At 61.6% G+C, this 14638-nt stretch carries 10 protein-coding genes; all 10 read right to left on the bottom strand.

Translation table 11 applies throughout. The features are described from left to right. Nucleotides 1–22: 22 nt before the first annotated feature. The 10 genes from AC0J41_RS07930 to mgtA all read right to left on the bottom strand — a co-directional run bounded on the left by AC0J41_RS07930 (nt 23) and on the right by mgtA (nt 14484). On the bottom strand, nt 23–589 hold the full coding sequence (locus tag AC0J41_RS07930) for a fimbrial protein (RefSeq protein ID WP_473015081.1): 567 nt from the start codon (nt 587–589) through the stop codon (nt 23–25). Further along, nucleotides 570–1109: a hypothetical protein gene (locus AC0J41_RS07925; RefSeq protein ID WP_473015080.1), complete on the bottom strand. Its 540-nt coding sequence runs from the start codon at nt 1107–1109 to the stop codon at nt 570–572. The genes AC0J41_RS07930 and AC0J41_RS07925 overlap by 20 nt, the downstream gene beginning before the upstream one ends. After that, on the bottom strand, nt 1109–3706 hold the full coding sequence (locus AC0J41_RS07920) for a fimbria/pilus outer membrane usher protein (RefSeq protein ID WP_473015079.1): 2598 nt from the start codon (nt 3704–3706) through the stop codon (nt 1109–1111). The genes AC0J41_RS07925 and AC0J41_RS07920 overlap by 1 nt, the downstream gene beginning before the upstream one ends. A gap of 34 nt (nt 3707–3740) precedes the next feature. Next, on the bottom strand, nt 3741–4481 hold the full coding sequence (locus AC0J41_RS07915) for a fimbrial biogenesis chaperone (RefSeq protein ID WP_025110404.1): 741 nt from the start codon (nt 4479–4481) through the stop codon (nt 3741–3743). Between the two features lie 70 nt (nt 4482–4551). After that, complete coding sequence (locus tag AC0J41_RS07910; protein WP_025110403.1) at nt 4552–5097, bottom strand: fimbrial protein; 546 nt, start codon at nt 5095–5097, stop codon at nt 4552–4554. A gap of 178 nt (nt 5098–5275) precedes the next feature. Next, complete coding sequence (locus AC0J41_RS07905; RefSeq protein ID WP_473015078.1) at nt 5276–8905, bottom strand: transporter substrate-binding domain-containing protein; 3630 nt, start codon at nt 8903–8905, stop codon at nt 5276–5278. Continuing rightward, a complete protein-coding gene (locus AC0J41_RS07900) occupies nt 8906–9532 on the bottom strand; it encodes a response regulator transcription factor (protein ID WP_025110401.1) in 627 nt (208 codons plus the stop codon). A gap of 162 nt (nt 9533–9694) precedes the next feature. After that, nucleotides 9695–10882, bottom strand: a complete 1188-nt coding sequence (locus AC0J41_RS07895; protein ID WP_473015077.1) for an EAL domain-containing response regulator — start codon at nt 10880–10882, stop codon at nt 9695–9697. A gap of 109 nt (nt 10883–10991) precedes the next feature. Next, nucleotides 10992–11708 carry an MgtC/SapB family protein gene (locus tag AC0J41_RS07890; RefSeq protein WP_007968289.1) on the bottom strand — a complete coding sequence of 239 codons (717 nt, stop codon included), beginning with the start codon at nt 11706–11708 and terminating at the stop codon, nt 10992–10994. A gap of 76 nt (nt 11709–11784) precedes the next feature. Continuing rightward, nucleotides 11785–14484, bottom strand: a complete 2700-nt coding sequence (mgtA, locus tag AC0J41_RS07885; RefSeq protein WP_025110399.1) for a magnesium-translocating P-type ATPase — start codon at nt 14482–14484, stop codon at nt 11785–11787. Nucleotides 14485–14638: the final 154 nt, after the last annotated feature.

Raw genomic sequence — 14638 nt, 5'->3', positions numbered from 1 at the left:
TGCGCTCAATCAAGTCGGCCAATCAGTAGTAATTGATGGTGAAGGTCGCCGTGGCATTCGCGGGACCTGCGGTGATGCTGTCCCCGGTCTGGATGTAGCGGGCCTTCAACGGGATGGTGTAACTGGCGCCCTCGACGGCACGCGGAGTGATGCCGCTGGCGCGCAGCGTCGCCAGCGGCAGCGGCGTGCCGTTGCTATCAGCGACTTGCAGGCCGACGCCGGTGGCCGCCGGGTCTTCGCCGGGTGCACTGGGGTTGAGGCTCATGATCCCGAGGTTGGGGGTGATGGCCGCGCGGGTCGGTTCCAGGCGCACCTGCAGGACGTTGTTCCTGCGTGAGTCGAGGTTGTTGCTGCTGCCGTCGCTCAACCAACGCGGGCCGGTATTCTGGTAGTAACCATTGAACGCCGGGCAGTTGTTCAGCGCGATGGCGAAATCCTTCCACGCCGTAAACGAGTTCTTGCCGGAAAACTCGTTGAGCATGTGCGTGCCCATCGGCACTGAAACGTCCGGGGTCTGGCAGGTACGCGAGACGATGTTGATGCTGCCGGAGAAGTTCACACGGCTGACTTCAAGGTTGTTGCTGGTCACCCGTTGGTAGCTGGGCGCCCTGAATAGTGCCAGGAGACACGTCACCAATTTTGATGAAGGACATGTCGAAAGTCAGGGTGTTCTGTATCGTCCAGACACACACATTGGTGCCGCTGCCGCAGTTGGTCCCATTCCCGGAAAATGGCAATGCATTACCGGCATACCAGATCGCAACGCCAATGCCGGGCACGCCGCTCTGATAGACATTTCCCGCCCACGGCGTGCCAGCCCAGGAGGACAAGGCCAGCGGCCTGACCGGCAGACCTCGACGAGTCTCGATGTTGTACAACCCGGCAGAGCACGACAACCGCACAAACGTGGCCGCCTGAAACGTCTGCCGATAAATCTCCGCGCCCAGCGGCACGTCGCGGCCGACGGTCAAATTGCCGCCCAGCAACGGCTGGGTTCTGACCATGCTCGATGTGCCATCAATGAAGCCGCAGTCAGCCATGGCGGCACCCGCTGCCAACGACAAACCCGCCACCGCCGCACCCGATTTGAGCAAACGCATCATCTTCATCACTTGTACCCCTGTGCGCTGTTCACAGAAGCAACGCGATTATCTGAATGGTTCACCGAGCACACCGCGCTCACTTGTTGCAACTGCTTGCCTTCGCTCTTGCCCGGCGGCAACGGCAACGCACATTGCTGATCGGCCTTGGTGCCCCAGCTGATCAACAACCGGCGTGCACCTTCCTTGACCCGGGCATACAGCTGCCCGCCCTGCCCGACCACCCCCACCGAAACGCCACGGTCATCGACCACGCCGGCGCCGAACGGCAACGCACTGCCATCGTCCAGCGTCACGTTGAGCAGCAAGGCCTGGCCGTTCTGGGTGCCGTATTTGAGCGCGACCACGGCACCGGCACGTGGCGCGACTTGCTGACTGGTTTCGCTGAGCTCAACGTCCAGCGAGGTGCCCAGCGGATCGATTGCCACTTCGTTCAGTTCATACGGACGCAGGTACGGCACCACGGCGTTGCCATGGCGATCGAGTTTCAGCCCCGGGAAGCCAACGACCTTGGCGCCCTCGGCACCTTCGGCAGTGATCACCGCCATGGTTTCGCCGCGATACGGGGTCAGGGTCACGCCGTTGGGGTGCGCGACCACGCTGCCGCTGGCGTTGAGCGACAGGCTGTCGTAACCCGCGCCCTGGCTGACAGTCGCACCGACGATGGCTTTCGGGCCGATGTACTGACCGTTGACCGACGTGCTGTTGGTGCGGCTCGCACCATCGTGGCCGGCAGTCACGCCATAGTTGTACTGGCGGTCTTCACCGGCGGTGCCGCTCAGGGTCGCCTGCTGGCTGTACTGGCCATCGGTATCACGCATGACCCGCGCCGACAGCTGCGGGCGGTTCACGGAGGAACCGAACTCCAGCGGCATGCTCACGGTGAACAGCAGGCTGGTGTCCATCTCGCCCAGACCGACCCGTGCCCGGTTGGCGCTGACGCCATAACTGACCGCGCCGACCTGCTTGTTGTAGCTGAACTGGTACTGCAGATCGCGGCCCGGCAGGTTCCAGTAATTCTGCGAATAACCACTGAACGCCACTTGCCCCCAGTCGCCCAGACTCTGGTTGGCGGTCAGTGACAGTCGACTGCGCGGACGCCCGAACAGGCTGGTGTCCAGCCCATTGCGCTCGGCGTCGAGCAACTGCACGGCGTTGCTGAAATCCAGGTAGTTTTGCGTGGAGAACCGGGTGGCTGCCACGGCAAAGTTACTGCCGGTTTCAAGGATGTTTTTGCTGTAGCTCAGGCGCGCACTCTGGCCGCTGGCGGTGCCGCTTTTGAGGTCGGTCTGGGCGTGCGTGACGTCTACTGCCATCGCTCCGACCGGCGTACTGAACGCCAGACCGCCGAGGGCCGATCGGTAATCATCACTGAGTTGCGAACCACCGTAACCGGTGAAGATATTGCTCAGGCCAAGCTGATACGTACCCTGAATCAGCTTCGCCTGGCTGTCGATGTAGTTGTTGCGGGTTTCACCGGCGGTGACGCTGAAACGCGAGGTGCCCGGACGCAGCAATTGCGCGGTCGAGGCGAACGGCACGATAAACGTCTGCTCGCTGCCATCGGCTTCGTAGACGGTGACATCGAGGTCACCGCCATAACCGGTGGAGTACAGGTCATCGATCACGAAGGCGCCCGGCGCCACCGTGGTTTCATACAACAGATTGCCGGCCTGACGCACCGCCACCCGCGCACTGGTGCGAGCGATACCACGGATCACCGGGGCGTAACCGCGCTGGGATTCGGGCAGCATGCGGTCGTCGGTGCCCAGTTGCACACCGCGATAGGCCAGGGTGTCGAAGATCTCGCCGCTGGTATTGGCCTCGCCCACGGTCAATTGGCTCTTGAGCGAGGTGATGTCGCGTTGGGCATAGGTGTTGAGGGTCTGGTAGTCCTGACCGTTGAACTTGTCCCAACTGAGCGAGCCGTTGTGGCGCAAACGCCAGTCACCGACGTTCAGCCCGGCGTTCAAGCCCAGGTACGCCGAGTCATAGTTACCGGTGTCGGTCTTGTTATGGTTGGCGTTGAAGTTGTAGCTCAGGGTGCCGGCGGTCACACCGCGATCCCACAGATCAGGGCTGACATAACCACGGGCATCACGGCGCAGGGCAACCTGTGGAATGCTGACATCCAACTGCTGGGTGGACGGCGAAAACACCGCGCCCGCGCCCTCGATCAACTGTGCGATGTCCAGGCACGCAGCGCCACTCTCGACACTGGCTGTGGCTTGGACAGACAACCGGCGCAAGTCCACGCCGATCAGCTCGAGCACGCCCCGGCTGAAACACACGGTCGGGTGACTGCCATCGGCCTCGGCATTGATGCGAATGTCCTGACGGGTCACCAGTTTGCCGTTGACGGCGACGTCGGCGCGGTACTCACCGGGCAACACCGGGTTGCCCTGCTGGTAGGCGCTCAGATCGAGCGTACGCGAGTCTTCCGGCAGGAACGCGTCGTTGAACTGCACGTCTTCGGCCAGCGCGGCCGGGGTGGCGAACGCGCCCGAGAACCCCGCCAGCGTCTGCAGCACCAGCGCGGTCAGCGGATTCAGGGCAAAGCGAGGGCGAGCCTGCGGGCTGGCCCCCAGGCGTGGATGAGCTTTCATAGGTTACTCGTGCACTAAAACGTTCGCGGAGAGGTCAGGGCTTGAGCGGTTGTTTGATCGGCACCAGCGCGCCGTAGTCGTTGATCGCGTTGAACTCGACCTGGGCAGCACCTGCGGGCATCGACTTGAGCCCGGGCACGGCAAACAGCTTGGTTTCACCCGGCTCGACCATGCCGTTTTCACTGTCGTAGCGCTGGGTGCCGACCGTCAGTGCGAGCTCGACCTGAGACATGTGAAAGGCGCTCGGGTTGAAGGCTTGCAACGCATAGCCCTTGTCCACCGCGACGACTTTCCACTGCATCTGCTGCGGTGTTTCATTGGGGTTGCCGGGCAGTCCGTCGGGACGGTAGAAAATCTTGATCCGCGAGCGGAACGCCATTTGCAGCACGTTGAGGTCCGTCGGGCCTTCGGCCTTCGGCGGGATCTCCAGTACGTTTAGCCAGAACACCGACTCTTTGCTGGCCGGCAGCGCCGCACCGGTGAACATCAGGCGCAGGCTCTGGCCTTTGTTCGGGTCGATACGCGACACCGGCGGCGACAGCACGAACGGCGCCTTGGAACTGGTCGGGCTCGATTGCAGATCACCGCTGTCGACCCACGACTGCACCAGTACCGGACGTGCGCCGTTGTTGTTCAATTTGACAGTGACTTCTTTCTGACTCGCGGGATACACCACACGCGTCCCGGTGATCACCACACCGGCCTTGGCTTGCGCATACATGAGCATGGACAGCGTCAGTATTGCGCCGATTCGAATAACACTTGCGTAACGCATGCGCACCTCATTGCCCGCACGCTGACGCGCCATTGCCCCCCCTGGCCGGGCGCGTCAGTGTGACTATGGCTTACTGGTAGTCGACGTTGTAGGTCACGGAACTGATCACCGTGCCCGGTGTGGTCGCGCCGGTGGCGAAGTACTGCACGGCGTACGGCATGTTGGCCGCGCCAGTACCGTCGATGGTGTTGCGGGTGGTGTTGGTGATCTGGTTGGTGTTACCGGCCTGAATCACAGCGCCGCCCTGTTGGTCGACCAGTTGCAGTTGCACGTTGTTGGCGGTGCCGGTCATGTTCTTCAGGTTGCCGCTGATCGGGTCAACGGTGGCGCCCGAGTTGAAGAACGCAGCGGCGGTGGTCGCGGTGCCGACGCAGTTGCTCAACTGAATGTTGAAACCGGTCTGGCCTTCAACCTGCCCTGGAGCGGTCAGCAGACCGGTGGAGATGGTCGGCAGGGTCACGGTGGCGATGGCTGGCGAAACCACGCCGTCAACGGCGATGGTGCAGGTCTGGTTGCGCAGTTCACCGTTGAAGTTGATGGTGCCGTCGGCGGCGTTGGCGAATTGAGCGCCAGTGGCGGCAACCAGTACGGCGATGGCGAGAGCTTTGCGATTCATGGGACAACTCCAAAAGTAAGAGACGAATCTGTCGCGAAAGTCTGGATGGTTGTCCGACGCGAAATGCGTCGAGAGTTACAAGCCATCTGCCTGGGCGACGGAGTTATCTTGGTCTTTTGGAGAGGTCAGTCCCGTAGGCGCATTCCCTGCGGCATGTAGGACATTTCCCAGCAACAACTTAAACGAGTAACGGTTCCAACTGATCGGCCAGCCGTTCCATGGCTTGCTGCAAGCCATCGACGGCCTCGGTCAGTTGCGCCGGATCCAGCCCGTTGCAGGCTGTCTCGAGGTGCTCGCAGGCATTGATCAGCGCACGCGCCTGGATGATCCGCGCCCCGCCCTTGACCCGGTGCGCGAGGTCGGCCATGCCCGGCAAATCGTTGCGAGTGAACAAACGCATCAGTCGGGCCATGTCTTCGTCATTGCTGTTGGCCAGATCACCGAGCAGGCTTTTGATCGATGCGTGGTCGCCTCGGGTCAACTGTTCGAGGCTGGTCAGATCAATCTCATCGGTCAACGGCGTATCCGCAGACTTAGTGGCCTGCTGCACCGGTTGCGGTTTCACTTGGGCCAGTTGCGCATTCAGATCCTTGAGGCTGATCGGCTTGAACAGGCAGTCGTCCATCCCGGCCACACGACAGCGGCTGACCTCTTCGGGCTGGGCATTGGCGGTGAAGCCGAGAATCAGGCAGGGCGATAACTGACGCGTCGTCTCTTCTTCGCGGATGGCCCGGGCCAGTTCATAGCCGTTCATGATCGGCATGTTGCAGTCGGTGATCACCACATCAAAGGTCTCGCCACGCCAGGCGCGCAAACCATGGGCACCGTCCTCGGCATCCTTGACCCGGTGCCCGAGATAACTCAATTGCTGCGACAGCAACAGGCGATTGGCCGGGTAATCGTCGATCACCAGAATATTCAACGCATGCCCGGGAGCTGCCGGTTCAGCGTTTTCACGAGGCACTTCCTTCAGCGGTTGCAGGGTCGGCAAGGCCAGTTGCACGTCGATTCGCGTGCCCTGCCCCAGCTCACTGTGCAGGCTTAACTGGCCGCCCATCATTTCGCACAACGTACGGCTGATCACCAGGCCCAGCCCGGAACCGCTGCGCGCCGACTGCGTGTTGTTGCTGGCCTGGGTGAACGGGCTGAACAAGCGCTGCTGGTCTTCGGCGCTGATGCCGCTGCCGCTGTCTTCGACCTGCAGCGCGAGGTTCAGACGCTCATCGTCACGGCCCGGCTCGACCTTGACGCTGATCCGCACCCGGCCCTGTTCGGTGAACTTGATTGCATTGCTCAGCAGGTTCGACAGCACCTGCTTGAAGCGCAGCGGATCGATCAGCACATCGCGATTGGCCGCTGCATCCAGTTCCAGCACCAGACGCAAATGCTTCTGCCGCGCCAGCCCTTCGAAGATGCGCACCACCGACTCCACCAGTTCGCGCAGATTGGCACGTTCCGGGGTCAGCGACAGGCGCCCCGACTCGATACGCGCGATGTCGAGGATGTCGCCGATCAGGTCCAGCAACCCCCGGGCAGCCCCCGACGCCACTTCGATGGCGAAGCGATCCATGATGCCCTGATCGGCTTTTTTCATCGCCAGTTCGAGCATGCCGATCACCGCGTTCATCGGCGTGCGGATCTCATGGCTCATGGTTGCCAGGAACGTGGTTTTCGCTCGGTTGGCGTCGTCGGCGCCCTCTTTGGCTTCGCGCAGTTCCTGCAGCAGATGCTGACGTTCACTGACGTCGATCCAGCCGCCAATCATACCGCTGACCTCGCCGTCGCTGCCGCGATACGGCAGCATCCAGTGATAGATGGTCAGCACCTTGTCGCCCATGCTCAGGCTGCGATCCTGTACCCGCGGCAAGCCTTCGCTCATCACGTGCAGGTAGTCGCGGTGATAGGCCTGAGCCTCATCGCGATTACTCAGCACGCCTTCGAGCACGGTCTTGCCGATCACCGCATCGCGCTGGACGTCGAACACCTGCAAATAACCTTCGTTGCACACCAGCAGCTTACCGTCGCGGTCGCGCACATAGATCGGGTGCGGCGTACCGTCGATCAATACGCGCATGAATTCCAGTTGATCGTTGAGGGCGATTTCCGCCTGCCGGCGTTTGCGCATCAGCAACCGCAGATAGGCGATCCAGCCCAGCGCCACCAGCAACAGCACCGCCGCCAGGGCAAAGCCCTGAATGATCGCCGTGCGGTTGCGCAGCCAGTAACTGTCATCGACCACCACTTCGCTGCGCCAGCGATTGGTCACCTCATCCAGCTCTTCGGGCGGGATGCTCAGCAGGGCTTTTTCCAGGATCGAATACAGCTCCAGCGAGCCGCGTGCGGTGGCAAACGACACCTGTGCCGACTGGGTACCGACGGTGCTGGTGATGCGCAGACGCTCGCGGTACTGGCGCGAGATCATGTAACGCGCGGTGATCAGCGAATTGACCGCCGCATCGGCCTGACCGTTGGCCACAAGCGTCATCGCCTGCTGAGCGTTTTCGGCATCGACCAGCGTCACGCGCGGGTAATCCGCCACCAGCATTTCACGCAGCGGATTGCCGCGGATCAGCGCCAGACGCTTGCCCGCCATGTCATCCAGCGTGCCCGGGCTGTCGGCGCCAATCCGGCTGACCAGAACGAACGGCATGCTCAGGTACGGACGGGTGAAGCGCAGGGTGCCTTCGCGCTCGGCGCTGGGGGTCAGGGTGATCAACAGGTCGGCACGATTATCGCGAATCTGCTCGACCAGCTCCGACACCGACTGCGCACGTTGCACGTCGAATTTCAGCCCGGTTCGCAGCGCGACCTTGGCCAGCACGTCGGCGCTGATACCACGGAACTCGCCGTCCTGACCGTAAAACGACAGCGGCAGGAAACTGTCATCAATCGCCACCCGCAGGCGTGGATGCTGCGCCATCCAGCGTTGCTCGCTGGTGCTGAAATGCAGTGTCTGCTGACCGGGCATGCTCGAACCGCCGGCACTCCAGCGTCGCAGAATGGTCATCCGCTCGCCCACCGGAATACTCGCCAATGCCGCGTTGACGATGCGCAACAGCTGCTCATTGTCACGCGGCAGGGCAAAGGCAAAGTTCTGCACCTCCATCTGCGAGAAGTCGGCCAGTTGCACGTTGTTCAGGTAGTTCTTGCTGATCAGGTAATTGGCACTGATCGCATCGCCCAGATAGACATCGACATTGCCGAACGCCACGGCGCCGATGGCGCTGAGGGTCGACGGATAGAGCTGCACATCGGCCTTGGGATAGAAGGCCTTGACCGTCTCCGGCGGCAAGTAGTGATAGAGCATTGCCACGTGCTTGCCGGCCAGGTCCGGGGGCAGATCGGAGCTGTCGCCGACCCGGGTTACCAGGGTTGGCAGGTCATCGGCATAAGCGCGGGACATCGCCAGTTCCGGGTCGGCTGCCTCGAAACCATTGGCGGTGCCGACCAGGTCCACTTCACCGTTCTTCAGCGCTTGCAGCACTTCGGCGCGCGAGGCATAGCGTCGCACCTCGACGCGCACGTTGAGCAACTCCGCGAGCAATTGCACGTAATCAGCCGTCAGCCCTTCGTAGTCAGTGCCATTGCTGGTGATTGCAAACGGCGAGTAATCCGGCGCCGAAGCGCCCAGATGCAAAATGCCTTTGCTGCGCAACCAGCTCCAGTCCTGCCCGTCGAGGCTGACACTGTAATTGTCCACCGTCGAACGGCCGAGTACGCGCAGGGTTTCGGCCGGGGCCGCCAACGCCATATTGAACGTACCGGTCAGCGCCAGCGCCAGTAGCCAGGTTCGAATGATCGGGCGCATTCAGATCAGGTTGTTGCGCTTGGCAAAATCGGCCAGGTACACCACCGACTTTACATTGAGCTTTTCAATCAGGCGGGTCTTGTAGGTACTGACGGTCTTGTTGCTCAGGAGCATGGCGTCACCGATTTCCTTGTTGGTCAGACCGTTGGACAGCTGTTGCAAAATGGTCAGCTCGCGATCGGACAGGCTCTGGATCATTTCCTGTTCGGTCGCTTCGACGTCGGAGCGGCGCACGGAACTGGTCGCAAGATTGGGAAAGTAGGTGTAGCCATCCATGATCGCCTTGATCGCCTTGATCAACTCATCGATGTCATTGGTCTTGGACAGGTAACCCGCCGCACCGGCCTTCATGCAGCGCATGGAGTAGAACAGCGCCGATTGCGAGGTCAGCACCAGAATCTTGCTCTTGACGCCCAGCGCACCGATGCGGCCGATCACCTCCAGCCCGTCGAGCTTGGGCATGGCAATGTCGAGGATGATCAGGTCCGGCGCGTGCTCACGGGTCAATTGCACCGCGTCGGCACCGTTGTCGGCCTCGGCCACCACGTCGAAGCCTTCCTGCTTGAGCAGCATTTTCACCGACGAGCGGATAAACGGATGATCGTCTACAACCAACGCTTTAAACATGTGAACCCCTATAAGGCACGCCGGAATGACCCCGAAATATACGATCGTCCATGAAGTGAAAAAACCGGGATGGAGACCGTCCGGAGCGCGGTTCAAAAATACACCAGCATCCGGACAGTGTAGGAACTTTCTAGAGCTTTTCCGCGAAGTCTGCGCGAAGGCTCACAGCGCGCTGTCGGCAGACGACAACCACTGCAGCAGGACATGCCCGGTCATCGGCCGCGCGAGGTGAAACCCCTGCCCCATTTCACAGCCCAAGGCGAGCAGCGCCTCCTGCATCGAACGACTGCTGACGCCCTCGATCACCAGTTGCATGTCCAGCGAACGGGCCAGCGCCAGGGTGGTAGCGACCAGCGCCTGCCAGGATGGCTCGTAGCTGTGCTGCAGCAGTTCGCCGTCAAACTTGAGCTGATTGAACGGCAATTGGCAGAGCAGTTTCAGTGAAGAAAACCCGCTACCGAAATCATCGATGGCCAGACCACACCCCAGCAGACGCAGGCGCAACAGGCTTTCCCGGGTGTCGGGCGGCAGTTCGAGCAGACCGTTCTCGCTCAATTCGAATTGCAGGACCGAACCGCTGAAGCCATGGCGCTGCAGCGCACGCTGGATGTGCCCGACCAGTTCAGTGCCGGCCAGTTGCGAAGCGTGCAGGTTGAACGACAGCGTCAGGTTCGTACCCTGGCGCCGCAGGATGCCCAGCAGGCACAGGCCCTGCTCCAGCAATTGCTTGAACATCGTATCGATCAGGTCATACGCCAGCACCGCCGCGAGAAACTCACCCGGCAGCAATACGCCTTTGCCAGGATGTTCCCAGCGCACCAGCACTTCGGCGCCAGCGACAGCACCGTTGGCGAGCAAGAGCTGCGGCTGGAACCAGGCACGAAACTCGCCGAGTGCCAGGCCGCGCCGCACTTCGTCTTCGCCGGGCAGTTCCCTGGGCGGCTCCAGCACTGTCAACGCCGGATGCGGTAACCGGTAACGCTGCAACAGCTTGTGCAAGAGGCGCAACTGCAGCGGCGCCGGCATGACCCCGAGCAATTGCAGACCGGACAACGAACGCATCTGGCTCAACGTGCGATGCAGCGCCGGGCGCAAATCGCTGCACAGAATCACCGCGCGCACCATGCCGGTTTCCCGGGCATGGGCGAGGAACGCCAGGCAATCGAGGTCTTTATCGATCAGGTCGCAGACCACAATGTCGACCCCGCCGCAAAGGTGTATCTGCACCATCGCCTGCTCACCGTTATTCGCCTGCACCACTTCGCGCACACCCAGACGATGCAGCATCTTGACCAGGACGCTGCGGGCAAAAGCATGATTTTCCAGTACCAGTACGCGGGGTGAGGTCATTTTCCATCCGTCGCTGCGCAGACCCGAGGATCGGCATAGTGACGGCCGAGGCGCAATGTATCTGACGGATTAATCCTGCGTGCTTGTAGGAAATTTCCCAAGCGAAGCCTTACTCGGTGGTACTCGGACTCCAGAACGCCTGCACCACCAGCGCCGACGTTGAAATCCGCGCCACCAGCGCATCCAGTTCGTCGCCGTCCACCGAAGTGGTCGCCAGCGTGGCTTCGATCTCGATTTCGTCGGCGCCGAAAGCATGCACATCGACGTCGCTGGCCGGGTAGTTGCTGCGCTCCAGCTCGGCCTCGAGCAAGGCGAACACGGCTTTCTGCTGTGAGCGCCGGGCGATCACGTAAACGATGTTGGTGACTTCGGCCGACACCACGTCCAGTGGCTGGCGGTTGATGTTATTGACGATCGGCCGCAGCAAGGTGTTGGCGGCCAGAATGAACAGCGTACCGAGCACCGCTTCGGCCAGCAGGTCGGCACCGGCGCAGGCGCCGACGGCGGCTGAAGTCCACAGGGTGGCGGCGGTATTGAGGCCGCGCACGTTGCCCTCCTCGCGCATGATCACCCCGGCACCGAGAAAACCGATGCCGGAGACCACGTAGGCGACGACCCGCACCGCGCCTTCAGCGCCGCCAAGGCGGTTGGCCATGTCGACAAAAATGGCCGCGCCGACGGCCACCAGCACATTGGTGCGCAGGCCCGCCGTACGTTGCCGATACTGGCGTTCGAAACCGATCAGGCCACCGAGGATGAACGCCGCGCTGAGGCTGACAAGGGTGTCGAGCAGCGAGGTGAGGTTGAGGTTGTTGATGGCTTGCATCGTCATCTCCTTGAAAAAACACAAATCCCCTGTGGGAGCAAACCCGCTCCCACAGGGAAACAGTGTTGTCCTGCTGTTATTGCCAGCCGAACCGGCGGATGTAGAAGCCCTTCACCGCCTGGGTCAGCGCCATGTACGCCAGCAGGATCATCGGCAGGAACACGAAGTACATCGACGGCAGCGCCTGCAGTTTGAAGTAGTTGGCCAGCGGCCCCATCGGCAGGAAGATCCCGACCGCCATGATGATCCCGGTCATCACCAGCAGCGGCATGGCTGCACGGCTTTGCAGGAACGGAATCTTCGGCGTGCGGATCATGTGCACGATCAGCGTCTGGGTCAGCAGCCCCACCACGAACCAGCCGGACTGGAACAGGGTCTGGTGATCCGGCGTGTTGGCATCAAACACATACCACATCAAGGCGAACGTCAGGATGTCAAAGATCGAACTGATCGGGCCGAAGAACAGCATGAAGCGTCCAACATCCCCCGGCTGCCAGCGTTGCGGCTTTTTCAGCATCTCCTCGTCGACGTTGTCGAACGGAATCGCGATCTGCGAAATGTCATAGAGCAGGTTCTGTACCAGCAGGTGCATCGGCAGCATCGGCAGGAACGGGATGAACGCACTGGCCACCAGTACCGAGAACACGTTGCCGAAGTTGGAGCTGGCGGTCATCTTGATGTACTTGAGCATGTTGGCGAAGGTCCGACGCCCTTCGAGCACGCCCTCCTCCAGCACCATCAGGCTCTTTTCCAGCAGGATGATGTCGGCGGCTTCCTTGGCGATGTCCACCGCGCTGTCGACCGAGATCCCGATGTCGGCAGTGCGCAGCGCCGGGGCGTCGTTGATGCCGTCGCCCATGAAGCCGACCACATGCCCGTTGCCTTTGAGGATGCGCACGATGCGCTCCTTGTGCGACGGCGTCAGCTTGGCGAACACGTTGGTGTTCTCCACCGCCACGGCCAGTTCGGCATCGCTCATGCGCTCGACATCGTTACCCAGCAGCAAGCCTTGCTGCGCGAGGCCGACTTCGCGGCAGATCTTCGCCGTCACCAACTCGTTATCGCCGGTCAGCACTTTGACCGCCACGCCATGCTCGGCCAGCGCCTTGAGCGCTGGCGCGGTGCTTTCCTTCGGTGGATCGAGGAAGGCCACGTAACCGATCAGCGTCAGCTCTTGCTCATCCGCCAGGCTGTAAGTGTCACGACCTTGCGGCATCGAACGGGCAGCCACCGCCACCACGCGCAAGCCTTCAGCGTTGAATGCTGCAGTGACCTGACGAATCCGGGTCAGCAATTCATCGCTCAAGGCTTCCTCGACGTCACCGTGCTGCACACGGGTGCACACTGCCAGCACTTCTTCCACCGCGCCTTTGCAGATCAGCAGATGCGGCTCGCCGCGCCCTTCGACCACCACCGACATGCGCCGACGATTGAAGTCGAACGGGATCTCATCGACCTTGCGAAACGCTGTACCGACTTTCAGCTCACGGTGGACTTCCACATGCTCCAGCACCGCTACATCGAGCAGGTTTTTCAACCCGGTCTGGTAGTAGCTATTGAGGTAGGCCATTTCCAGTACGTCGTCGGAATCGTCACCCCAGACGTCGACGTTGCGTGCGAGGAAAATCTTGTCCTGAGTCAGGGTGCCGGTCTTGTCAGTGCACAGCACGTCCATCGCGCCGAAGTTCTGGATCGCATCCAGGCGCTTGACGATGACTTTCTTGCGCGACAGGAACACCGCGCCTTTGGCCAGCGTCGAGGTGACGATCATCGGCAGCATTTCCGGGGTCAGGCCGACGGCGATCGACAGCGCAAACAGCAGCGCTTCGGTCCAGTCACCCTTGGTGAACCCGTTGATGAACAGCACCAGCGGCGCCATGACGAACATGAAACGGATCAGCAGCCAGCTGACTTTGTTCACGCCCAGCTGGAACGACGTCACTGCCCGATCAGTCGCACCGACCCGTTGCGCCAGCGCACCGAAATAGGTGCTGTTGCCGGTGGTGAGAATCACTGCCACGGCGGTGCCGGACACCACGTTGGTGCCCATGAACAGGATGTTGTCCAGCTCCAGCGGATTGCGCGTGTCGCGGTCGGCCTGGCGCGCAAACTTCTCCACCGGCATCGATTCGCCGGTCATCGCCGCCTGGCTGACGAACAGATCCTTGGCGCTCAATACCCGGCAGTCGGCTGGAATCATGTCGCCGGCCGACAGCACGATCAGGTCGCCCGGTACCAATTGCTTGATCGGCAGTTCGATGCGCGGCTCATCGCGGCGCATCACCGTGGCGGTGTTGCTGACCAAGGCCTTGAGCGCGTCGGCGGCCTGGTTGGATTTGCTTTCCTGCCAGAAACGCAGCAGCGTCGACAGCACCACCATCGAGAAAATCACGGTGGCGGCTTTCAGGTCCTCGGTCAGCCAGGAGATTACCGCCAACAGGGTCAGCAGCAGGTTGAACGGGTTTTTGTAGCAGTGCCACAGGTGGGTCCACCACGGCAGCGGCTGCTCGTGTTCGACTTCATTGAGGCCGTACTGCGCTCGCAGTGCGTCGACTTCAAAGTCAGTCAGGCCGTCAGTGTGGGTGCCCAGCGAAGACAGCAGTTCGCCGCTGTCGCGATGGGCCGCATCGACCAGGGTGTTGGCCAGGGTGGGCGGCACTTCACGGCTGACCGTGGTGTCGTTGATTGACTCCAGCAGCGCCAGACGGCGGAAGTGCCGGGCGATGTGGCGTGTACGCAGGAAACCTGCGAAAAATTCCTTGAGCGTAAGTTTCATGGCTGTTGCCCCTATGGTCAGCCGGGAAACCGTCGAGCAGGTACGACCGCGCCTCGTGCGCCGGAAAAACCAGCACGGCAAGGCTTGGCGCGCCAGTCAGGAAAGACTGGCGTGTCGATAGAGTTGCGATGACGACCATAAAGGTCGAAACCAC

This window comes from Pseudomonas sp. Arb-4-2C (assembly GCF_055755015.1).
This window is presented reverse-complemented; position numbering and strand designations above follow the sequence as displayed.

Coding starts and splice junctions, on each gene's coding strand:
- AC0J41_RS07905 (WP_473015078.1), bottom strand. CDS start 8,905: ATGCGCCCGATCATTCGAACCTGGCTACTGGCGCTGGCGCTGACCGGT.
- AC0J41_RS07925 (WP_473015080.1), bottom strand. CDS start 1,109: ATGAAGATGATGCGTTTGCTCAAATCGGGTGCGGCGGTGGCGGGTTTG.
- AC0J41_RS07895 (WP_473015077.1), bottom strand. CDS start 10,882: ATGACCTCACCCCGCGTACTGGTACTGGAAAATCATGCTTTTGCCCGC.
- AC0J41_RS07900 (WP_025110401.1), bottom strand. CDS start 9,532: ATGTTTAAAGCGTTGGTTGTAGACGATCATCCGTTTATCCGCTCGTCG.
- mgtA (WP_025110399.1), bottom strand. CDS start 14,484: ATGAAACTTACGCTCAAGGAATTTTTCGCAGGTTTCCTGCGTACACGC.
- AC0J41_RS07910 (WP_025110403.1), bottom strand. CDS start 5,097: ATGAATCGCAAAGCTCTCGCCATCGCCGTACTGGTTGCCGCCACTGGC.
- AC0J41_RS07920 (WP_473015079.1), bottom strand. CDS start 3,706: ATGAAAGCTCATCCACGCCTGGGGGCCAGCCCGCAGGCTCGCCCTCGC.
- AC0J41_RS07890 (WP_007968289.1), bottom strand. CDS start 11,708: ATGCAAGCCATCAACAACCTCAACCTCACCTCGCTGCTCGACACCCTT.
- AC0J41_RS07915 (WP_025110404.1), bottom strand. CDS start 4,481: ATGCGTTACGCAAGTGTTATTCGAATCGGCGCAATACTGACGCTGTCC.